Genomic DNA, 21,167 nt, shown 5'->3' with positions numbered 1-21,167 from the left:
CCGCCAGGGGCCGTCCGCAGACCCGGCCCCGTCCGAGCCGCCCAGCGAGCGGCTCCGCAGACCGGAGAACTCATGGACATCACGACGCAGAACCCCACAGACGCCGTCCCTCCGCCCGCGGCTCCGCCGAGCCCCGCCGAGCAGAAGCGCGCCGCCCGCGGCGCCACCCGACCCGGTGACCGGATCTTCCTCGGTCTCTCCCGCGGCTCGGGCATCCTGCTGCTGGTGCTGATGGCCGCGATCGCCGTCTTCCTCACCTACCGGGCCTCGCTCGCCATCGGCAAGGACGACGGGAACTTCCTCACCACCTTCGAGTGGAACACCGGCCTCGTCCCGCCGCACTTCGGCATCGCGGTGCTGGCCTTCGGCACGGTGGTCTCCTCGGTCATCGCGATGGTCATCGCGGTCCCGATCGCGGTCGCCATCGCCCTGTTCATCACCCACTACGCCCCGCGCCGCCTCGGCGGCACCATCGCGTACGTGATCGACCTGCTCGCCGCCGTCCCGTCCATCGTGTACGGCCTCTGGGGCGCGCTGATACTCGTGCCGCAGCTGGACGGCCTGTTCGGCTGGCTGAACGACTACCTCGGCTGGACCGGGATCTTCTCCTGGGACGAGGGCGCCCCGCGCTCCATGCTCACGGTCGGCATCCTCCTGGCCATCATGATCCTGCCGGTCATCACCAACGTCAGCCGTGAGGTCTTCCGCCAGGTCCCGCAGATGCACGAGGAGGCGGCCCTGGCGCTGGGCGCCACCCGCTGGGAAGTGATCCGCATGGCGGTCATCCCCTTCGGCCGCTCCGGTGTGATCTCGGCGTCGATGCTCGGCCTCGGCCGCGCGCTGGGCGAGACGATGGCGGTGGCCACCGTGCTGTCGCCCGACTTCGACATCCACGCCAGCCTGCTCAACCCGGGCGGCGGCACCTTCGCCCAGAACATCGCCAGCAAGTTCAACGAGGCGACGGAGTTCGGCCGGGACGCCCTCATCGCCTCCGGTCTCGTCCTGTTCGTCATCACCCTGCTGGTCAACGGCGCGGCCCGCGCGATCATCGCCCGCCGCAAGGAGTACTCGGGGGCCAACGCATGAGCCACGCCGTCGTCACCGACAAGCCCGCCAGCACGCTGCGCGGCGCCAGCCTGCCGCCGTGGACCCCCTGGGTCACCGCGGCCGGTTCCCTCGCCGTGGCCGTCGCCATCGGCCTGGTCGCCGGCCTCGACAGCCGCGTCCAGTGGGGCCTGATCGCCGGCCTCGTCTTCCTCCTGGCCACCTACGGCATCGCCGCCCGCGTCGAGGGCCGCCGCCAGGCCAAGGACCGCATCGCCACCGCCCTCGTCTGGGTCGCCTTCCTCCTCGCCGTCGTCCCGCTGGCGTCCCTGATCTGGGCGACGGTCCAGCGCGGCGTGAAGGTCCTGGACGGCTACTTCCTCACCCACTCCATGGGCGTCGTCGCCGACTCCGAGCCGGGCGGCGGCATCTACCACGCCATCCTCGGCAGCCTGGAGCAGGTCGGCCTCGCCACCGTCATCGGCGCCCCGATCGGGATCCTCACCGCGATCTACCTGGTGGAGTACGGCCGCGGCGGCCTCGCCAAGGCGGTCACCTTCTTCGTCGACGTCATGACGGGCATCCCGTCCATCGTGGCCGGCCTGTTCATCCTCAGCCTCATGCTGATGTTCGACATGCAGCCCTTCGGCTTCGCCGGCTCGCTGGCGCTGGCGATCCTGATGATGCCGGTCATCGTCCGCTCGACGGAGGAGATGCTCAAGCTCGTCCCGAACGAGCTGCGCGAGGCGTCCCTGGCGCTGGGCATCCCGAAGTGGCGCACGATCCTGAAGGTGGTCGTCCCGACCTCCATCGGCGGCATCATCACGGGCGTCATGCTCTCGGTGGCCCGTATCGCCGGTGAGACGGCCCCCGTCCTGCTCCTCGTCTTCGGCAACCCGTTCATCAACGCGAACCCCTTCGAGGGCGCGCAGGCGTCGCTGCCGCTGTACATCTACCAGCAGTACTCGCAGAGCGCGGGCTCGCAGGCGGCCTACGACCGCGCCTGGGCGGCGTCGCTCACGCTGATCGCCTTCGTGATGATCCTCAACCTGGTCGCCCGCGGCATCGCCCGCTGGAAGGCCCCGAAGACCGGTCGCTAAGGCGACGATTTCCGGCTCCGCCGGTCGGGGCCCTCAGCGACTGACTGGAAGTGAAGTAGAGACATGGCCAAGCGAATCGATGTCAGCGGACTGACGGCGTTCTACGGCTCCCACAAGGCGATCGACGACATCTCCATGACCGTCGAGCCGCGCTCGGTGACGGCGTTCATCGGCCCGTCCGGCTGCGGCAAGTCGACGTTCCTGCGCACGCTGAACCGGATGCACGAGGTGACCCCCGGCGGCCGCGTCGAGGGCAAGGTGCTCCTGGACGACGAGGACCTGTACGGCCACGGCATCGACCCGGTGTCGGTCCGCCGCGAGGTCGGCATGGTCTTCCAGCGCCCGAACCCGTTCCCCACGATGTCGATCTTCGACAACGTGGCGGCGGGACTGCGCCTGAACGGCAGCCACAAGAAGTCGGAGCTGGCCGACATCGTCGAGAAGTCCCTCAAGGGCGCGAACCTCTGGAACGAGGTGAAGGACCGCCTCAACAAGCCCGGCTCGGGCCTGTCCGGCGGCCAGCAGCAGCGCCTGTGCATCGCGCGGGCGATCGCCGTCGAGCCCAAGGTCCTCCTCATGGACGAGCCCTGCTCCGCCCTGGACCCCATCTCGACCCTCGCCATCGAGGACCTGATCGGCGAACTGAAGGAACGCTTCACGATCGTCATCGTCACCCACAACATGCAGCAGGCGGCCCGTGTCTCCGACCGCACCGCCTTCTTCAACCTCGCGGCGGTCGGCCAGCCCGGCAAGCTGATCGAGATCGACGAGACGGAGCGGATCTTCTCCAACCCGTCCGTCCAGGCCACGGAGGACTACATCTCGGGCCGCTTCGGCTGATCCGAGCCCCCGTCCCGACCCCTCGCGGTGCTGCATGGCGGTGCCACCGCGAGGCAACAAAGGGCCCGCCCCCCACATCCGGGGGGCGGGCCCACGCCATGTCCCCCCACATCTGGGGGGGCGGGCCCACGCCATGTCCCCCCATATCCGGGGGTAGGCCTACGCCATGTCCCCCGACCACCGGGAGGGCGGCCTACGGCTGTCGGTCACCTCTTGAGAAACGGCCCACCCACCCCCCAAGGGGCGCGGGGAACTGCGCGACCAGCCACAACGAAACAGCAGGCCGCCCACCGGGCACCAGCCGGAACGCACCCTCGCCCGAGGAGAACGCGGGCCGAGCCCCGCCCCTACAGCACCGCCAGGTTGACGATCCAGAACGCGCACGCCGCGACCACCGCCGCCGCCGGCATCGTGATGAACCAGCCGAGGACGATGTTCTTGGCGACCCCCCACCGCACGGCGTTGATCCGCTTGGTCGCCCCGACACCCATGATCGCCGAGGTGATCACATGGGTCGTCGAGATCGGCGCCTTGAACAGGAACGCCGTGGTGAACATGATCGACGCCCCGGTGGTCTCCGCCGCGAACCCCTGCGGCGGATCCAGCTCGATGATCTTCCGCCCGAGCGTCCGCATGATGCGCCACCCGCCGGCGTACGTGCCCAGCGACAGCATCACGGCGCAGACGATCTTCACCCAGACCGGGATGGGGTCCCCGTAGTCCTCGACGTCGGCGATGACCAGCGCCATCACCACGATGCCCATCGTCTTCTGGGCGTCCTGGAGACCGTGGCCGAGGGCCATGCCGGCCGCCGACACCGTCTGCGCGATCCGGAAGCCGCGCTTGGCCTTGTGCGGGTTGGCCCGCCGGAAGAGCCACAGGATGGCGGTCATGACCAGGTAGCCGATCACCAGGCCGACCACCGGCGACACGAACATCGGGATGACGACCTTCTCCAGCACCCCGTGCCAGTAGACCGTCGTCCCGCCCGCGAGCGCCGCCCCCACCATGCCGCCGAACAGCGCGTGCGACGACGAGGAGGGCAGCCCGAAGTACCACGTGACCAGGTTCCAGGCGATCGCGCCGACCAGCGCCGCGAAGAGGATGCCCATCCCCTTCGAGCCCTCGGGCGTCTCGATCAGCCCCTCGCTGACGGTCTTGGCGACGCCGGACCCCAGGAACGCGCCCGCGAGGTTCATCACCGCCGCCATGGCCAGTGCCGCCCGGGGCGTCAGCGCCCGCGTCGACACGGACGTGGCGATGGCGTTGGCGGAGTCGTGGAAGCCGTTCGTGTACGTGAAGAAGAGCGCGACCAGGATGGTCACGACCAGAGCCAAGGTGTCCATGAAGGGGTCAGGACTCCTTGACCGCGATGGTCTCCACCGTGTTCGCGACGTGCTCGAACGCGTCCGCCGCCTCCTCCAGCACGTCCACGATCTGCTTGAGCTTCAGCACCTCGATCGCGTCGTACTTGCCGTTGAAGAGGTGGGCGAGCAGCTTGCGGTGGATCTGGTCGGCCTGGTTCTCGAGCCGGTTGACCTCGATCCAGTACTCGGTGAGGTTCTCCATGGTCCGCAGGTTCGGCATGGCCTCGGCAGTCAGCTCCGCCGCCCGCGCCAGCACCTCGATCTGCTGCTCGACGCCCTTGGGCAGTTCCTCGACGTTGTAGAGGACGACGAGGTCGACGGCCTCCTCCATGAAGTCCATGATGTCGTCGAGGGACGACGCGAGGGAGTAGATGTCCTCACGGTCGAACGGCGTGATGAACGAGGAGTTCAGCTGGTGGAAGATCGCGTGCGTGGCGTCGTCACCGGCGTGCTCCGCGGCCCGCATCCGCTCTGCGATCTCGGCCCGGCCGGCGGTGTCCGCCCCGAGCAGTTCCATGAGGAGTTTCGAGCCCGTGACGATGTTGTCCGCGGATGCGGCGAACATGTCGTAGAAGCTCGTCTCCCTGGGGGTCAGACGAAAGCGCACGTGGGGTCCTCGGGATGCATCGGTTTCGGTCAGGCTGATGCTAGGCGCATCATCCGGCCACGGCTAATGGGCCGTCCACCAGTGTCACCCATGAAACGGGACGAACGGCAGGGGGGCCGCGGGGTGGTCCAGTCCACAGGCCGCCCACAGAGGGACCGGCCACAGGTCCCGTACCCTGCGAAGTTCGGTACGATATACCCAGTAGGGGTATAGGTGCGGAGTGTCTGGAGGACGCGATGACGACCACCGAGGCCGGGGCGGCCACCGAAGAGGCCGTGACCGACCACGACCACGGTGTGCACGGCTACCACAAACAGAAGAACGAGCACCTCAAGCGCCTGCGCCGCATCGAGGGCCAGATCCGCGGCCTGCAACGCATGGTCGACGAGGACACCTACTGCATCGACATACTCACCCAGGTGTCCGCCTCCACCAAGGCCCTGCAGTCGTTCGCGCTGCAACTGCTGGAGGAGCACCTGCGCCACTGCGTCGCCGACGCGGCCCGCGAGGGCGGGGACGAGATCGACGCGAAGGTGGAGGAGGCGACGAAGGCGATCGGCCGCCTCCTGCGCACATGAATCCCTTTGTAAACGTGACGTAAATGACACCTGTCACCGGGCGCCCGTCAGGTGAGGAACGTCAGCCCCGCCGCCGTCCCGGTCCCCTCACTCCTGGCGCCCCGGCCGCGTCCCGTTCCTCCCCCACCCTCAGGACCGCGTCGATGCTCTCCAGGCTGAGCCGCTCCTCGGCCGCCGAGGCCGCGATGATGAGTTCTCCGCACAGCTCTATCTCGGCGAGGGCCTCGTGGTCCTGTACCGCCGTACCGCCGACCGGAGCCACGCGCATCACCTCGTCCCTGCCGTCACCGGCTTCCTAGAGTAGGCAGCGCCCTACACGCCGCGCATGGCACGGACGGGCTAGTCCTCGCGCCCGCCCCCTGACCGGATCCGCCCTTCCGCGGGCGGCCGGAACCACGCTCACTCCTCGGCGACCACGCTCACTCCTCGACGACCACGCTCACTCCTCGGCGATCCGCCCCGCGTAGATGTCCCGGCCGGCGGGCAGCCGTACGTCGACGGGGGTGCCGAAGTCGTACAGCAGCGTCGTCGAGGCGACCGCGACGGCCTCCTTCCGGCCGCCGTTGACGAAGCTGAAGCGGTGCCGGACCTTGCGGATGCGGCCCTGTTCGTCGAGGTAGACGTCGAAGGGCACCTCGGCCGTGGCGAACCCTTTCGCCGCCGCGCCCAGCGATCCCCGCCCGCCCTCGGAGGAGCGCGCGGCGGCCGCGGCCAGGTCGGCCGTCCCGCGGTAGTGCCGCACCTCGGTCCCGGCCAGCCGGGTCGTCCCGACGTACGTCGCCGTGCGCGTGCCGCGCAGCACCTCGGCGGCGGCGTACGGGTCGGTGGCGCCGCCGGTGACCAGGTTGCCGTCGGACAGCGTCGCCGTCTCCACCCGCACCCACTTGTCGGCGGGCACCCCGGCGCCCCGGTTCTTCATGTAGAGGGCGCCGGGGGCGAGGAGTTCGGTGATGGGGCGGTGTTCACTGGTGCCGGCCGGGTCCTGCGGCAGCACCACCTCCAGCGCGCCGAGCCGCTCGCGGTAGTCGTACAGCCCCTCGCCCCGGATGGTCACGCGGGTGCCGCCGGTGGCCATCTCCATCGACGTCCGGGCCTTCGAACTGCCCGCCTCCACCAGGGTGTCGGCGGCCCGGCGCAGCGTCCCGACCGGGTCGGCCGGGCGGGCGTCGGCGTCCTCGGCGGCGGCCCCGCTGCCGGAACACCCGGCGGCGCCGGCGGCGCAGACCCCGGCGACGAGCCCCGCGACGACCGCCGTTCCCCACCGCCGCTGCTGCCGCTCCGCCATCGCCTGCCTACCCCCAGCCGGTACGTCCGTCACGGGCTCCGTGTTGTTGCGTTCAACGACGCTCGGGCGGGCCCCGTCACGCTGACCGAATACCCGCCGTCCGCGTGCACGGTCCCGGCCGGTGCTGGGTAGCGTTCTCGGTGTGACCCAGCAGGACAGCGAGGCACCCTCCCCCACCGGCGAAGAACTCCACCGCACCACGACCGTCGAGCGTGGCCCCTTCTGCCTCGCCCACTGCTCCTGCGGCTGGCGCGGCCCCGCACGCAGGGCGAGAAGCCTGGCCAGAACGGACGCGGAAGGCCACACCCGCGGCTAGGGCGCTTTCCCCGCAGCCCGCCTGACGCCCCCTCACCACCTCCCCTCCCGGCCGGGGAACCCCGTCCCCCCGGCCGCCGTCTCGCTCCATGAAGCCGACGGAAGGCACGGGACGACATGGAACGACGTACGTTCATCGCAGGCGGCACGGCCGCGGTCACGGCGTTGACGACGACCGCGTGCCGGGCGACGGCCCACGACGGCGGCACCCCCACCCCCGCCTCCGGTGCCACCGGTACCGCGCGCACGTCCACCGGCGCCGCGGCCGCCCCCGACTGGGCGGCGCTCGCCCGCGACCTGGACGGCACCCTGGTCCGCCCCGGCGACGCCGCCTGGGACACGGCCCGCCTGCTGTACAACACGCGCTTCGACACGCTCAGGCCGACCGCGGTCGCCTACGCCGCCCACACCGACGACGTCCGCACGGTCCTGGCGTACGCCCGCACCCACGGCACCCGGGTCGCCGTCCGCAACGGCGGTCACTCCTACGGCGGCTGGTCCTCGGGCGACGGGCGGCTGATCCTCGACGTCTCCCGGCTCAGCCGGGTCCGGGCGAGCGGCGGCACGGCCGTGATCGGCGCCGGAGCCAAACTCATCGACGTCTACCGCGCACTGGCCGCGCGGGGCGTGACCGTCCCGGCGGGCTCCTGCCCGACGGTCGGCGTCTCCGGCCTGGTCCTCGGCGGCGGCCACGGCGTGGTCTCCCGCGCGTACGGCCTGACCTGCGACAGCCTCACCCGGGCGACGCTGGTCACCGCCGACGGCCGCGAACTCACCGCCGACGCGACCACGCACAAGGACCTGTTCTGGGCCCTGCGCGGCGCCGGCAACGCCACCTTCGGCGTCGTGACGGAACTGCACTTCACCACCCACCCGGCGCCGCAGGCGGTGACCGGCTACCTCACCTGGCCCTGGTCGAGGGCGGCCGCGGTGGTCGGGGCCTGGCAGGAGTGGGGCCCGGACCAGCCCGACGAGATCTGGTCCTCCCTCCACCTCTCCGACACCCCCGGCGGCACGCCCCGGATCTCCGTCGCCGCCTTCTCCCTCGGCACGTACGGCGAGCTCCAGAACGCGGTCGACCGCCTGGCGGACCGGGTCGGCGCCCCGGCGACCGGCGTCTCACTGCGCCGCCGTACGTACGAGGAGGCCATGGAGGTGTACGCCGGCTGCTCGTCCTTCTCCACCGACGCCCAGTGCCACCTGCCCGGTTCGACCCCCGGCCGCACCCCGCAGGGCGCACTCGCCCGGGAGACGTACGCGGCCGGCTCCGACTTCTTCGACCGCTCCCTGCCGGCGGCCGGCATCGGCACGCTGCTGAAGCAGCTGAGCACCGTCCGCGGCGGCGCGGGCAGCATCGCGTTCACGGCCCTGGGCGGCGCGGTGAACCGCGTCTCCCCCACGGCGACGGCCTTCGTCCACCGCCGCTCCCGCATGCTGGCCCAGTACCTCGTCTCCTGGCGCTCCGGCACGTCCGGCACGGCGGCCCGGTCCTGGCTGGCCTCGGCCCACGCGGCCATGAAGCCGTACGCCTCGGGCGCCGCCTACCAGAACTACGCGGACCCCACCCTCACGAACTGGAAGCAGGCCTACTACGGCGACGCGCTCCCGCGTCTGACCCGGCTGAAGCGGCAGTACGACCCGGAGGGCTTCTTCACCTACCCGCAAGGCCTGTGAGAGCCGGCGTCACCGTCGGCCCCACTCGGCCCTGTCCCCGGCCTCACGCGGCGAGGTCCCGCTCCTCGCTCGCCGTCTCCTCCACCCGGGCCCCCGACACCTGCGCACCGCCGCCCGCCGCGCGCGCGGCGCGGCTCCGGACCACCCAGCCCACCCGGGGCGACCGCTCCACCGCCCGCAGCACGGGCGTCAGCAGCATCGAGGCCACCGGGGACAGCAGCAGCGCCACGGCCGTACCGAGCGCGAAGCCGCCGACCACGTCGGTCGGGTAGTGCACACCCATGTACACCCGGCAGAAGCCCTCCAGCAGACCGATGGCTATGCCCACCAGCCCGAACTTCCGGTTGGTGACGAACAGCGCGACGCCCATCGCCATGGTGATCGTGGCGTGGTCGCTGACGAAGGAGTAGTCGGTCTTGCCGGATATCAGCACCTCCAGCCCCTGGTGATCGAGGAACGGCCGGGGCCGCTCCACGAAGCCGCGTATCGGCACGTTCACCAGCACCGCGACCGCCGCGGCCAACGGCACCCACACCAGCGCCGCCACGGACGCGGCCGCCTCCTCCGCGGAGCCGGGCCGTCTGCGCACCGTCCACCAGCACCACAGCACCAGCAGGACCATGGTCAGCAGGAGCCCGTACTCGCCGACGAACTCGACGACCCGGTCCAGCCAGTGCGGGGCCTCCTGGGCGAGGCCGTTGATGTCGTAGAGCAGGTCGACGTCGGGGTTCGACCCGGATGCGGCGAGTCCAGCCATGGTGCTGCGGCCCCTTCGTCGTGTCGTGCCCGGCGCGCCTCACGCGCGCCGCTCGTACCCACCCCCGTGGTGTGTAGATCCGCTTCCGCCGGTGTGTTCAGTCTCAGGCATGGCTCGGCTACGTCAACAGGAACGCACGGCTCCCCCAGATACGTTCCACTCTCCACCGAATGATCACGCAGACGTTATCGAAGAGAGATACGTCTTCGCAGCTCAGAAGGGGCGTTACCGGCCGGTTCAGACCGTCGTGGGGAGCGCTTTCGCGCCATCTTCGGTCACCCGGGTGGCCCCGAAGTACTTGCGCGTGTCGATCGGGTCGAACCGGATGACGGCCCCCGTGTGCGGGGCGTCGATCATGTACCCGCCCCCGACGTAGATCCCCACGTGGTCGATGGCCCGCGAGTTGTTCGGATCGGTCGAGAAGAACACCAGGTCCCCCGGCAGCAGTTCGTCCCGCGCCGGGTGCGGCCCCGCGTTGTACTGGTCGTTCGCCACCCGCGGCAGCGTGATCCCCACACTCTCGTACGCCGCCTTGGTCAACCCCGAACAGTCGAACCGTCCCCCCTGATCAGCCGTACCGTTCCCACCCCACAGATACGGCGTCCCGAGCTTCTTCTGCGCGAAGTAGATAGCCCCGGCAGCCTGCTCGGAGGGGTCCACTCGGGTGACGGGGGCGGCGAAGCTCTTCTCCAGCGTGCGGATCGTCTTGACGTAGTTCTGCGTCTCGCTGATCGCCGGGACGCCGCCCGCGCGGATGACCCGGTAGGCGCCCGCGTTGTAGGCGGCGAGCATGTTGTTGGTCGTGTCGCCCGGCACGTCCTTGACGTACTTCGCGAGCTCGCAGTCGTACGACGCAGCCGACGGGATCGCGTCATTCGGATCCCAGATGTCACGGTCGCCGTCCCCGTCGCCGTCGATGCCGTGCGTGGCCCAGGTGCTGGGGATGAACTGGGCGATGCCGCGGGCGTCGGCGTGGCTGACGACGTCCGGATCCCAGCCGCTCTCCTGGTACAACTGCGCGGCGAGAAGGGCCGGGTTGAGGGCGGAACAGAGGTTGCCCCACTTCTGAACGAGCGTCTGATAGGCCGACGGCACAGCTCCCTTGGCCAGTCCGACACTGCCCTGTCCGACGCCGTTGACGAGATTCCCAGCCACGACGTACACCCCGACGACGAGCAGCATCGCGAAGCTCAGTCCGAGCCCGACCGCGGCTCCGCCGATCACCCAAACTTTTCGCACGTCCCAACCCTCCCCCACCGCGGCGCGGTTTACCGGCCGATCCCGAACCAGTTGCTGTCGTGTGCACTACTGCGAGACGAACCCGCGGCAGTCAATACTGGCGTACTGCCTGGTCCCTTGGACATGGAGGAAGAGCACCGTCCAGTCACCGGGGTCGTTCGCGACGGGGATCGCGTCGCTGTACTTCTTGCCCTCCACGGTCTGCTGGAAGTCGTCGGGGTACGTCAACTCCACCCATTCGTAGCCCATCTCGACGGGCTTGCTGGTGTATCCCAGGTCCAGGTTCGCCTGGGGCACGCCCTCGATGGGCTTGCCGGTGTCCGCGTCGATCGCGTGCGGGGGCTTCACGGACACGGAGACGTAGTACGGACCGGACTGGGGAGCGATGTAGCCGATCCGGATTCCGATCCGCACCTTGCCCGCCGTGTAGGCGGCGTCGGAGTCCACCGCCGAGATCGAGGCCTGGAAGTGCTCGTTGCGCTCCTCCGCCGGCAGCCCGCACGCCCCTTGCCCGTCCTCCGCATTCGGGTCGGCGGTCCACCAGTCGCGGGACGGGTTGGTCTGCTCCACGTAGGCGGGCGGCTGGAGTTCCGCCTCGTCACTGCCGGCCGTGGTGGCCGCCGCCGAGGTGGTACCCGGGCCGGCCTCGTCGTTCTTGCCGTCACCGCCCTTGCCGTCACCCGTGCCGGGCAGCAGGACGAGTGCGGCGACGGCGCCCACCACGACGGCCAGTCCGGCCGCACCGGCGATCAGCCAGCGCTTCCCGCGCCGAGGGCGAGTGGCCGGCGACGGCTGGGTCACGTGGGTGGGTGTGTAGCCGTTGCCGTTCGGGGCGGTGGCCGTGGGCATGTCGTGCGGGCCGAGCGGCCTGTGGGCCGGCGGAGGGGGGAGCGGGGGCGGGACCGTGGACATCGACGGGACCGCCTCGCCCAGTGCGGCCAGTCCACCGTAGAACGTGTCCTCGACGAGCGCCGTCCGCACCCCGCAGCGTGCGATCACGTCGGCGAGGCCGGGACGTGCCCCTGGGTCCTTGGCCACGCACCACTCGACGAGTGCGGCCAACTGCGGCTCCACGTCGACGAGGTCGATCGCTTCGTGCACGGCGCGATAGCTCACCCCCGCCGGATCCCCGTGCCCGAAGGGCGGTCGGCCGGTCGCCGCGTAGGCGAGCATCGCACCGAGGGCGAAGACGTCGGCGACAGGGCCGACCTCGTTGCGCATCAGTACCTCGGGTGCGGTGAAGCCTGGCGTGCCGGGCGCGACCCCCGCTTCGGTGAGCGCCGTCTGCGCCGCGCCGCGGGCGATCCCGAAGTCGATGAGCTGTGGACCCTGGGCCGCGAGGATCACGTTCTGCGGTTTGAGGTCCCGGTGGGTGACGCCCTGCGCGTGCACCGCCGAGAGCCCTTCGGCCAGCGCCGCGAGCAGCGCACGGCACGTCTCGGCGGGCAACGGTCCCCGCGCCGCCACCGCCTTGCTCAAGGTGGGCCCCGGGATGTATTCGGTCGCGAGCCAGTACGGGGGCGCGTCCAGCGCGGCGTCTATCAGGTTCGCCGTATACGCACTGCGCACCGCCCGCACCGTCTCCACCTCCCGCCGGAACCGCGCCAGCGCCTCCGGATGGTCGGTGATCTCGTCCCGGATGACCTTGATGGCGACGAGCCGTCCGCCGGGTGAGCGGCCGAGGTAGACCTGCCCCATGCCGCCCGCGCCGAGCCGGGCGAGCAGGGTGTACACGCCTATCCGCGCCGGATCGTGAGCCCTCAGTACGTCCACCGAACGACCATGCCACACGGGTCAGTTCGATGGACCCCCGCCACTCGGCCCACCACGGTTCCCCCAGCGCTCACGGTGGTACCCGGAGCGGGTCTACGGTGGGGCCTGGAAGTCTCCGCCCCCTCCACCCCCACCTCACCCCCCTCAAGAAGGACACCCCCCATGTCTGACATCCCGTCCGACCTCACCTGGATCCGCGCCGCCCCGCCGGAGGCGACCGGCCCCGGCCCCTGGATCGAGATCGCCTTCGGCGAGGGCGACGACGGCGAGGCCCCCGTCTACCTCCGCGAGACCAGCGACCCGGAGAACGTCGTCACCACGAACCGCCGCAAGTGGGACGCCTTCGTCCTCGGGGTGCAGGCGGGCGAGTTCGACCACTTCGTGGAGGGCGTCGAGACGGAGTACTGACGCGTCCGTCACGGGGCGGCATGAGACCATCGTGACGGGTCTCTCACCCGACTGGCCGTCAGCACGGGGACAGGGCCGTGAAGTGGGACAACGACGGAACCACACACCAGGTTCCGCCCCGAGCTCATTGCCCGGCGTGACCTGCCGTGATACACAGAGTGACCGTACGAGCTATTCGTACGAATCCCGCCCATCAATGACGCCAAGTCGACATACGACGGCGGCTTTGTCGGCGAGAATGATGCCGACCTCTGCACACCGCAGGGGACGACTGCGGAACTACCCACCAGGGGCGGTGACTTACATGCTCTTTGCGGCCGACAAGGGAGACATCAACACCATCATCGGCGGGATCGCTCCGGACTGGGGGCCCTTCGGCACCCTGGGCAACGAGGCCAAGGTGATGATCGAGGTCGTGATGGCGGTCGCCATCCTGCTCTGCCTCGGCATCGCCATCTGGGGCGCGGCCAAGCAGCGCATCGGTGCCACCGCCCTGCGGGACACCTTCAGCGCGGAACAGGGCAAGGGCCTCATCATCGCGGGTCTGACGGGCGTCTTCATCATCGGCTCACTCGGCACGCTGTTCACGATCGTGTACGGCATGGCCGTCTAGCCGTCCCGGGTCCTCACCCGTCCCGTCCGGGCACGCCCGGCCCTCCCCACCCCACCCACCCGTCGTGCCCACCGGCTGAGGTTGCGTTTCCCTGATGTCGAGTCACCACACCGCGCCCGCGCGGGAACCAGCACGGCTACCGTCGTACTACTACGCGTTCCGGTACGGCAGCGAGGGGGCGTACGCGGTATGAGTCCCGGCGACGACCACGACTACGGCGAACCCGCGGGCACGCGTGTCCGCCTGCCCGACGCCGACCCCTACGGCGGCGCCCGCCGTCCCGGCCGTTCCTCCTCGCGCGGCCTGGTGACGGTCGTCGGCGTCGTCGTCCTCCTCATCGCCGCGATCGCCCTCGCCAACCGCGGAGGAGACGATTCCTCATCGTCCTCCGCGACGAGCAAGGGCGACCAGCCGAAGACGTCGACCACGGCCGCGAGCGGGACGAAGCCGGTCCAGACCAAGACCGCGGACATCCCGACGGGATACACGCGCGATGAGCAAGGTGCGCAGAGCGCGGCAGCCAATTACTGCGTCGCCCTGGGCTCGGCGGAGATGTTCGACTCCGAGCGGCGACGCGAGATCGTCGACACCGTGTACGCGCCCGCCGTCGCCGAGGCCCGGCGGTCTGCCCTGGACACCGCCTACTCGGACGAGACGTTCCTGGGCAATATCGGCCTGAACAAGGACGGCACCGCCCCGGACGGCCAGACCTTCGTCTCGCGGATCGTCCCTGTGGGATCCAAGGTCACGGCTTCCAGCGAGGACGCGGCCACCGTAGAGGTCTGGTACACCTCGCTCTTCGGTCTCTCGGGCGAAGCCTCGACCAATCCCGTGTCCCAGAGCTGGTACACCACCACCTACCAGCTCAAGTGGATCAACGATGACTGGAAGGTCACCGACTTCCAGCAGAAGGACGGGCCCGTTCCGATCGGGCGCGACCAGAAGGCCTCCACCGCCGACGACATGACGAAGGCCGTCGAGGAGTACGGAGGGTTCACCTATGCGCGCTAAGCACCTCTCGCTGAAGCTGACGGCCGCCGTGGCCGCCGTTCAGACCACATCGGTGCTCCTCACGGCCCGCGCCTTCGCCGCGCCGTCGCCCGATCCGAGCCCCTCTCCGTCGGCATCACCGTCGGCGTCCCCCTCTCCCAGCGACAGTACCTGCGACCTGATCCGCGGTCCCGCGGAGGAGTACTGCCAGAGGGGGGACACCTCCTCCGGCACCACCACCCCCCTCACCGACACCACCGACCCCCTCTCCTCCCTCGCCAAGGGCTGCGCCGAAGCCGCCTCCTGGACCGTCGACAAGCTCAGCGACGCCGTCAAGGACACCGCGAACGTCGACTTCACCAACCCCAAGTTCCTCCAGCAGTACGCGGTCGTCTTCGCCGCGTCGACGGTCCTGACCCTCCTCCTGTGGCTGCTGGCCGTGGCCAAGCGGGCGGTCCGCGGAGTCCCCCTGACCACCGCCATCGGCGAAGCCGTCGGCTTCCTGTGGCTCACGGTGCTCGCCTCCGCCTTCACCCCGCTGATCCTCTACACGGTCGTGTCGGCCACCGACGGCATCACGGACGTCCTGGCGAAAACCACCGGCGACCAGACCGACACGTTCTTCGGCACCTTCTCCGCCGCCCTGGAGAAGGGCGAGGACATCGGCGGCGGCCCGATCATGCTGATCGTGGTCTCCCTGGTCTCCATCCTCGCCGCCGGCGTGCTCTGGCTGGAGCTGGTCATCCGGGCCGCGCTCCTCTACGTCGGCGCCCTGCTCGGCACGGTCGTCTACGCCGGCCTGGTCGACAAGAACCTGTGGAGCCACGTCCGCCGCTGGGCCGGCATCATGATCGCGGTCATCCTGGTCAAACCGGTCATCGTGATCGTCCTCGGCCTCGCCGGCGCGCTCTCCGCCGACGACGGCCCGGACGCCTTCTCCGCCGTCGTCTCCGGCCTCGCCATCATCCTGCTCGCCATCTTCGCCAGCGCGATGATCTACCGCTTCGTCCCCGGCTTCGGCGACGAGATCGCCGGCTCGCGCAACAACCGCCTCATGCAGGGCGCGGAAGGCAAGGCCGCCGCCGTCATCAGCTCCCCGGCGACCCTCGTCGCCCAGGGCATCAAGACGCACAGCACCCGCGCCGACAGCAACGGCGGCGGCGGTGCGTCCTCCGGCGGCCCCCGCCCGGCCCACCAGACCGCCGGCGGCGTCGCCGCGCACAGCTCGCGCACCCCGAACACGGGCGGCGGATCCGTCCCCTCCGCCGCGCCCCCGCCCCGCACGGGCAGCCCGGTCAACACGCCCCACGCCGGCAACACCCGCAACAGCAGCAACAACCGCACGGGAGGTGAAGGGCGTTGACGACCGATACCCACGTGTCCCACGTGGTCACGCCCCGCCGTACATATCTGATCGGCCGCGCCCGGCCGAACGCGATCGTCGGCCGCAACCGCGAGACCGGCGAGATCGCGCTCATCGTCATCGGCGCGTTCCTCGGCATGATGTGCGGGCTCCTCGTCCCCCTCCTCGCCCTGCGCATCGTGCTGCTGGCCGGCTTCCCCATGCTCGCGCTGGCCGTGGTCTACGTGCCGTACAAGCACCGCACGTTCTACAAGTGGTTCGAGATCAACCGCAGCTACAAGCGCACCCTGCGCCAGGGCACCACGTACCGCTCCGGCGTCATGGAGGCCGGCACCCGGATCGACGGGCAGGAGATCGAGGTCGGCCCGCCGCCCGGCATCGGCCGCATCACCTGGCTGGCCGCCCCCTTCGGCCCCGACGAGATCGCCGTGCTCCTGCACGCCGACCGCCGCACGGTCACGGCCGCGATCGAGATCGAGGGCCCGGGCGTCGGCCTGCGCGACAGCGAGGACCAGGAGGCCCTCGTCGACCGCTTCGGCACCCTGCTCAAGCACGTGGCCAACGGCGACGGCTTCGTCACCCGCCTGCAGATGCTCGCCCGCACCCTGCCCGCCGACCCCGACGCCCACGCCAAGGACGTCACCCAGCGCGGCGACGACAAGGCGCCCGGCTGGCTCCAGCAGTCGTACGACCAGCTCCAGTCGATGGTGTCCACCAGCAGCGAGCAGCACCGCGCCTACCTCGTCGCCTGCATGCACTACACCCGCGAGCTCGCCGCCGAGGCCCACGCCATGGCCCGCGCGGCCCGCCCGCAGAACGGCCGCAAGCTGGACCGGGACGCCGGCCTCGCCGTCGTCATGGCCCGCGAGCTGACCGACATCTGCTCCCGCCTCCAGGAGGCGGACATCCGCGTCCGCCAGCCGCTCGGCCAGAGCCGCCTCGCCTCCCTCGTCCACTCCATGTACGACCCGGACCACCCCATCGACCACATCCAGGCCATGACCCGGCGCAACGCCTGGCCGGCCGAACTGGACGCGATGGAGCCCACCTTCCTCCAGGCCAAGACCCGGGAGTCGTCGACCCGCGCCCCCTGGTGCCACGCCACCGCCTGGATCAAGGAGTGGCCGATGACCCCGGTCGGCGTGAACTTCCTCGCCCCGCTCCTCGTCCACACCCCGGACGTCATCCGGACGGTCGCCGTGACGATGGACCTCGAACCCACCGAGGTCGCCATCGAACGCATGCTGACCGAGAAGACCAACGACGAGGCGGAGGCCAGCCGCGCCGCCAAGATGAACCGCACCGTCGACCCCCGCGACGTCGCCGCCCACTCCCGCCTCGACCAGCGCGGCGAGGACCTCGCCAGCGGCGCGGCGGGCGTCAACCTGGTCGGCTACATCACCGTCTCCTCCCGCACCCCCGAGGCCCTGGCCCGCGACAAGCGGACGATAAGGGCGTCGGCCGGCAAGTCGTACCTCAAGCTGGAGTGGTGCGACCGCGAGCACCACCGCGCCTTCGTGAACACACTCCCGTTCGCCACCGGCATCCGAAGGTAGGGGCTTTCCATGCGGGACCCGATGTCCGTCCTCACCGACGCCTTCACGTCCTTCCTGTTCGGCAAGGTCGAGACGACGCGCCTGCCGGTCCGCACCTCGACCGGCCAGGCCCAGGCGGTCTACCTCCCGACCGCCGCCCCCGGCCTCGGCGACTCGGGCGTGATCATCGGCCGCGAGGTCTACTCCGGCAAGGGCTACATCTACGACCCCTTCCAGCTGTACGGCCAGCAGCTCCCGGCCCCGCACTGGCTGGTCCTCGGCGAGTCCGGCAACGGCAAGTCGGCGCTGGAGAAGACGTACGTCCTGCGCCAGCTCCGCTTCCGCGACCGCCAGGTCGTCGTCCTGGACGCCCAGGGCGAGGACGGCGTCGGCGAGTGGAACCTCATCGCGCAGGCGCTGGGGATAACTCCCATCCGCCTGGACCCGATGGCCGCCCTGGACCACGGCATCCGCCTGAACCCGCTGGACCCGTCGATCACCACGACGGGCCAGCTGGCGCTCCTGCGCACCATCATCGAGGTCGCCACGGGCCACGGCCTCGACGAACGCTCGGGCTTCGCCCTGAAGGTCGCCCACGCCTACGTCAACGAGACGATCGTCGAACGCCAGCCGGTCCTCACCGACATCGTCGAGCAGCTGCGCCACCCCGAACCGGAGTCGGCGGAGGCGATGAACGTCGCCATAGAGGACGTACGGGCCTGGGGCCTGGACGTGGCGCTGGTGCTGGACCGTCTGGTCGACGGTGACCTGCGGGGCATGTTCGACGGCCCGACGACGGTCGGCATCGACCTGGACGCCCCGCTGATCGTGTTCGACCTGTCCCACATCGACCGCAACTCCATCGCCATGCCGATCCTGATGGCGATCGTCGGCGTGTGGCTGGAGCACACCTGGATCCGCCCCGACCGGAAGAAGCGCATCTTCCTCGTCGAGGAGGCCTGGCACATCATCAACAGCCCGTTCGTGGCGCAGCTCTTCCAGCGGCTGCTGAAGTTCGGCCGCCGTCTGGGCCTGTCCTTCGTGGCCGTCGTGCACCACCTGTCGGACGTCGTGGACGGAGCGGCGGCCAAGGAAGCGGCCGCGATCCTGAAGATGGCCTCCACGCGGACGATCTACGCCCAGAAGGCGGACGAGGCGAGGGCGACGGGCCGTGTGCTGGGCCTGCCGCGCTGGGCCGTGGAGATCATCCCGACGCTCACCCCCGGCATCGCCGTCTGGGACGTCAACGGCAACGTCCAGGTCGTCAAACACCTGGTCACCGAGAGCGAACGTCCCCTGGTCTTCACCGACCGCGCGATGACCGAGTCGTCCGCCGACCTGACCGACGACGACGCCCTGCGCGCCGCCGAGCTCGAACAGGAGCAGCGGGCGGCGGCCTTCATGGAACAGCACCTGGCCGACTTGGACGGCTCGTCCGAGTCCACGGTGGCGTGAGGCCGGGGGTGCGCTGCCATGAGAGCCGGTGACGAGCGCCGCGACGGCCAGGGCGGCGTCCCCGACGGTCTGCTGGTCGGCATCCTCGCGTTCCTGCTCGGCATGACCCTGCTGGTGTGGACGGCCACGGGGCTGGCGGCCGTCCTCTCGCACGGCTCCTGGCCCCCCGGCATCGCCTTCATCCGCACGCCGCTGGCGATGCGCCACCTCGTCGCCCGCCCCCACGACCTCGCGGGCGCCTGGCCGGACGCGGACCCCGCCGCCCTGTCCGGCTACGGGCTCTTCTGGGGCCTGTTCATCGGCGAGCTCATGCTGCTGTTCGTCCTCACGGTCTTCGTGATCGGGACGGTGGCGCGCTGGCGGGCGGTACGGGCCAGGAGGGCGGCGGCGGCCGCCGCACCCCCGGTACCGCGGGAGACGCCGGCCCCGCCGGCCCACCACGAGGTCCCGACCCCGCGAACGGCACCGGCACCGCCGCCGAGCCCGATCCCGGAACCGGACCGGACCCCGCTCGCCGCCCTCTCCACGGCGGAACGGCCCGCCGCGTGGGAGAGCCGACGCCCGGAGGCGGGCGTGCTCTTCGCCTCGCCGGAGAGCCGGCACACGACCGCCGCGCAGGCCGTGCGCGACGCGGAGGGCCCCGCCCTGGTCGTCACCTCGGCCCCCGCTCTCTGGCACACCACCAAGGACGCCCGGTCCAAGCTGGGCCCGGTCCTCCTCTACGACCCCACGCACCGGTGCGACACCCCGGCCCGCCTCCACTGGTCGCCCATCGCCGGCTGCGAGGACCGGACCACCGCCGCGGCGAGGGCGACCGCCCTCCTGACCCCCGTGCGTCCCACGGCCCGTCTGGACCAGGCCGTCACCGACACCGCGGAGACGCTGCTGCGCTGCTATCTGCACGCCGCGGCCATCGACGGCCGCACCATCCGCCATGTGCACCGCTGGGCCCAGGGCACCGGTCTCCAGGAGGCGGTGCGCACCCTCCGTACGAACCCGAAGGCGGCCCCCGGCGCGGCCGGCGAGCTGGAGGGGGCCCTCACCTCCCACCCCGACCGCCGTGACATCGCCCAGGAGCTGACGGCCCGTGCCCTGTCGTCGCTCTCCACGGTGAACATCCGCGAGGCCTGCACTCCCAACCGAACAGATGCGCTCGCCCTGGATTCCTTCGTGAACGAAGGGGGAACGCTGTACGTGGTCGGTGAATCCATCGAGGACCCGAGGACCAGCCCCGGCGCGATGCCGCTCCTCACGGCCCTCGTCTCCAGCGTGGTCGAGCGCGGCCGGCGCGTGGCCGAACGGTCATCCTCCGGTCGCCTCGACCCACCACTGGCCCTCATCCTGGACGACGTCGCGGCGGTGGCCCCGCTCCCCCAGCTCCCGGACCTCCTGTCCACGGGCCCGGAACGCGGCCTCCCCACGCTGGCCCTCCTCCGCTCCCGCGAACAGGCCCGCACCCGCTGGCCCCACACGGAACTCCCGGTCTGACCGCGCGGTACGACGGCGGCCTCAGGGACGGGGGAGTACCAACTCCAGCTCCCGGCTGCCCGGATCGGCCGACAGCGGTACGACGACGCCGCTGGGCTCGAATCCCGCCCGGCGGTAGAAGGCACGGGCCCGCCCGTTGTCCTCGTGGACGATGAGCCGTACCCGTTCCACCCCACGGTCCCAGGCCCACTCCAGCGCGGCGTCGAACAGCACCTCGGTCAGCCCGATGCCCCGGCACTCGGGCCGTACGAACACGCCGACGAGGTGCCCCTGTCGCCGTTCGACCGGGAATCCGGCCCAGTCCTCCGTACCGGCCTCCTCGACCAGTACGGTCACGGTCCCGACCCATTCGCCGTCCGGTCCCTCGGCGATGATCTGCTGTGCGTGCTCCGCCTTCTCGGCGGCGCCGGCCGTCCGTTCCCGCCAGAAGGACTCCGGTTTCGCCAGGGCCTCCTCGTACGTCTCCAGGAACGCCAGGGGTGCGACCGGGTCCCGCAGCGCCAGCAGCCGCAGCTGCCTCGCCGCGGCCCACTCGTCGGCGCGCACGGACCGAATGACGTAGCTCATGCAGGTCACCGTAGTACCCGAGCCGGACACCCTCACCCGAATAAGGACCCTGAACGCAGAAATCCCCCGTGCCGTCCGGCACGGGGGATTTCTCAAAAATTGTTCGGCGGCGTCCTACTCTCCCACAGGGTCCCCCCTGCAGTACCATCGGCGCTGTAAGGCTTAGCTT

At 70.7% G+C, this 21,167-nt stretch carries 21 protein-coding genes; 13 read left to right on the top strand and 8 right to left on the bottom strand.

The genetic code is table 11. The features are described from left to right. The first annotated feature begins 72 nt into the window (after positions 1-72). The 3 genes from pstC to pstB all read left to right on the top strand — a co-directional run bounded on the left by pstC (position 73) and on the right by pstB (position 2,984). Positions 73-1,086, top strand: coding sequence for a phosphate ABC transporter permease subunit PstC (gene pstC / locus ACFYWQ_RS31685; protein WP_389521150.1), 1,014 nt, complete (start codon positions 73-75; stop codon positions 1,084-1,086). After that, entirely contained in the window at positions 1,083-2,144 is a 1,062-nt protein-coding gene (gene pstA, locus ACFYWQ_RS31680) for a phosphate ABC transporter permease PstA (protein ID WP_389521148.1), read from the top strand. The genes pstC and pstA overlap by 4 nt, the downstream gene beginning before the upstream one ends. Positions 2,145-2,207: 63 nt before the next feature. Continuing rightward, positions 2,208-2,984: a phosphate ABC transporter ATP-binding protein PstB gene (pstB, locus tag ACFYWQ_RS31675; RefSeq protein WP_389521146.1), complete on the top strand. Its 777-nt coding sequence runs from the start codon at positions 2,208-2,210 to the stop codon at positions 2,982-2,984. 347 nt (positions 2,985-3,331) lie between these two features. Here the strand turns inward: pstB and ACFYWQ_RS31670 are convergent, their stop codons facing one another. Both ACFYWQ_RS31670 and ACFYWQ_RS31665 read right to left on the bottom strand, forming a co-directional pair. Further along, on the bottom strand, positions 3,332-4,330 hold the full coding sequence (locus ACFYWQ_RS31670) for an anion permease (RefSeq protein WP_389521144.1): 999 nt from the start codon (positions 4,328-4,330) through the stop codon (positions 3,332-3,334). Positions 4,331-4,337: 7 nt separating this feature from the next. Then, positions 4,338-4,958 carry a DUF47 domain-containing protein gene (locus ACFYWQ_RS31665; protein ID WP_187748798.1) on the bottom strand — a complete coding sequence of 207 codons (621 nt, stop codon included), beginning with the start codon at positions 4,956-4,958 and terminating at the stop codon, positions 4,338-4,340. Positions 4,959-5,194: 236 nt separating this feature from the next. On the opposite strand from ACFYWQ_RS31665, the gene ACFYWQ_RS31660 reads away from it, so the two are divergent. Continuing rightward, positions 5,195-5,536: a metal-sensitive transcriptional regulator gene (locus ACFYWQ_RS31660; protein ID WP_389521143.1), complete on the top strand. Its 342-nt coding sequence runs from the start codon at positions 5,195-5,197 to the stop codon at positions 5,534-5,536. Between the two features lie 61 nt (positions 5,537-5,597). On the opposite strand, the gene ACFYWQ_RS31655 is transcribed toward ACFYWQ_RS31660, so the two are convergent. Beyond that, complete coding sequence (locus ACFYWQ_RS31655) at positions 5,598-5,804, bottom strand: hypothetical protein (RefSeq protein WP_389521141.1); 207 nt, start codon at positions 5,802-5,804, stop codon at positions 5,598-5,600. Between the two features lie 171 nt (positions 5,805-5,975). Beyond that, positions 5,976-6,821 carry a hypothetical protein gene (locus ACFYWQ_RS31650; protein WP_389521139.1) on the bottom strand — a complete coding sequence of 282 codons (846 nt, stop codon included), beginning with the start codon at positions 6,819-6,821 and terminating at the stop codon, positions 5,976-5,978. A 142-nt stretch (positions 6,822-6,963) separates the two neighbouring features. On the opposite strand from ACFYWQ_RS31650, the gene ACFYWQ_RS31645 reads away from it, so the two are divergent. Both ACFYWQ_RS31645 and ACFYWQ_RS31640 read left to right on the top strand, forming a co-directional pair. After that, positions 6,964-7,137, top strand: coding sequence for a hypothetical protein (locus ACFYWQ_RS31645; RefSeq protein ID WP_389521137.1), 174 nt, complete (start codon positions 6,964-6,966; stop codon positions 7,135-7,137). A 116-nt stretch (positions 7,138-7,253) separates the two neighbouring features. Beyond that, positions 7,254-8,810: an FAD-binding oxidoreductase gene (locus ACFYWQ_RS31640; RefSeq protein WP_389521135.1), complete on the top strand. Its 1,557-nt coding sequence runs from the start codon at positions 7,254-7,256 to the stop codon at positions 8,808-8,810. A 43-nt stretch (positions 8,811-8,853) separates the two neighbouring features. On the opposite strand, the gene ACFYWQ_RS31635 is transcribed toward ACFYWQ_RS31640, so the two are convergent. The 3 genes from ACFYWQ_RS31635 to ACFYWQ_RS31625 all read right to left on the bottom strand — a co-directional run bounded on the left by ACFYWQ_RS31635 (position 8,854) and on the right by ACFYWQ_RS31625 (position 12,579). Next, positions 8,854-9,567 carry a phosphatase PAP2 family protein gene (locus tag ACFYWQ_RS31635; protein ID WP_389521133.1) on the bottom strand — a complete coding sequence of 238 codons (714 nt, stop codon included), beginning with the start codon at positions 9,565-9,567 and terminating at the stop codon, positions 8,854-8,856. Between the two features lie 237 nt (positions 9,568-9,804). Beyond that, positions 9,805-10,749, bottom strand: a complete 945-nt coding sequence (locus ACFYWQ_RS31630; protein WP_389521604.1) for an NlpC/P60 family protein — start codon at positions 10,747-10,749, stop codon at positions 9,805-9,807. 123 nt (positions 10,750-10,872) lie between these two features. Further along, positions 10,873-12,579, bottom strand: coding sequence for a serine/threonine-protein kinase (locus ACFYWQ_RS31625; protein WP_389521131.1), 1,707 nt, complete (start codon positions 12,577-12,579; stop codon positions 10,873-10,875). A 162-nt stretch (positions 12,580-12,741) separates the two neighbouring features. Here ACFYWQ_RS31625 and ACFYWQ_RS31620 point away from each other — a divergent pair, with 162 nt between their 5' ends. The 7 genes from ACFYWQ_RS31620 to ACFYWQ_RS31590 all read left to right on the top strand — a co-directional run bounded on the left by ACFYWQ_RS31620 (position 12,742) and on the right by ACFYWQ_RS31590 (position 20,431). Beyond that, entirely contained in the window at positions 12,742-12,987 is a 246-nt protein-coding gene (locus ACFYWQ_RS31620; RefSeq protein WP_385077451.1) for a DUF397 domain-containing protein, read from the top strand. 304 nt (positions 12,988-13,291) lie between these two features. Beyond that, positions 13,292-13,600 (top strand): hypothetical protein, encoded by a 309-nt coding sequence (locus tag ACFYWQ_RS31615; protein ID WP_389521129.1) that lies wholly within the window; start codon positions 13,292-13,294, stop codon positions 13,598-13,600. 189 nt (positions 13,601-13,789) lie between these two features. Then, positions 13,790-14,611 (top strand): hypothetical protein, encoded by an 822-nt coding sequence (locus tag ACFYWQ_RS31610; protein WP_389521127.1) that lies wholly within the window; start codon positions 13,790-13,792, stop codon positions 14,609-14,611. Further along, on the top strand, positions 14,601-15,953 hold the full coding sequence (locus ACFYWQ_RS31605; RefSeq protein WP_389521125.1) for a hypothetical protein: 1,353 nt from the start codon (positions 14,601-14,603) through the stop codon (positions 15,951-15,953). The genes ACFYWQ_RS31610 and ACFYWQ_RS31605 overlap by 11 nt, the downstream gene beginning before the upstream one ends. After that, positions 15,950-17,509 carry an SCO6880 family protein gene (locus tag ACFYWQ_RS31600; protein WP_389521123.1) on the top strand — a complete coding sequence of 520 codons (1,560 nt, stop codon included), beginning with the start codon at positions 15,950-15,952 and terminating at the stop codon, positions 17,507-17,509. The genes ACFYWQ_RS31605 and ACFYWQ_RS31600 overlap by 4 nt, the downstream gene beginning before the upstream one ends. A gap of 9 nt (positions 17,510-17,518) precedes the next feature. Continuing rightward, a complete protein-coding gene (locus ACFYWQ_RS31595) occupies positions 17,519-18,943 on the top strand; it encodes an ATP-binding protein (RefSeq protein WP_389521121.1) in 1,425 nt (474 codons plus the stop codon). Between the two features lie 18 nt (positions 18,944-18,961). Continuing rightward, positions 18,962-20,431 (top strand): type IV secretory system conjugative DNA transfer family protein, encoded by a 1,470-nt coding sequence (locus ACFYWQ_RS31590; RefSeq protein ID WP_389521119.1) that lies wholly within the window; start codon positions 18,962-18,964, stop codon positions 20,429-20,431. Between the two features lie 21 nt (positions 20,432-20,452). On the opposite strand, the gene ACFYWQ_RS31585 is transcribed toward ACFYWQ_RS31590, so the two are convergent. Then, positions 20,453-20,998 (bottom strand): GNAT family N-acetyltransferase, encoded by a 546-nt coding sequence (locus ACFYWQ_RS31585; protein WP_389521117.1) that lies wholly within the window; start codon positions 20,996-20,998, stop codon positions 20,453-20,455. Positions 20,999-21,167 lie beyond the last annotated feature (169 nt).

Source organism: Streptomyces sp. NPDC003247 (assembly GCF_042888135.1).
Taxonomy (GTDB): domain Bacteria; phylum Actinomycetota; class Actinomycetes; order Streptomycetales; family Streptomycetaceae; genus Streptomyces.
This window is presented reverse-complemented; position numbering and strand designations above follow the sequence as displayed.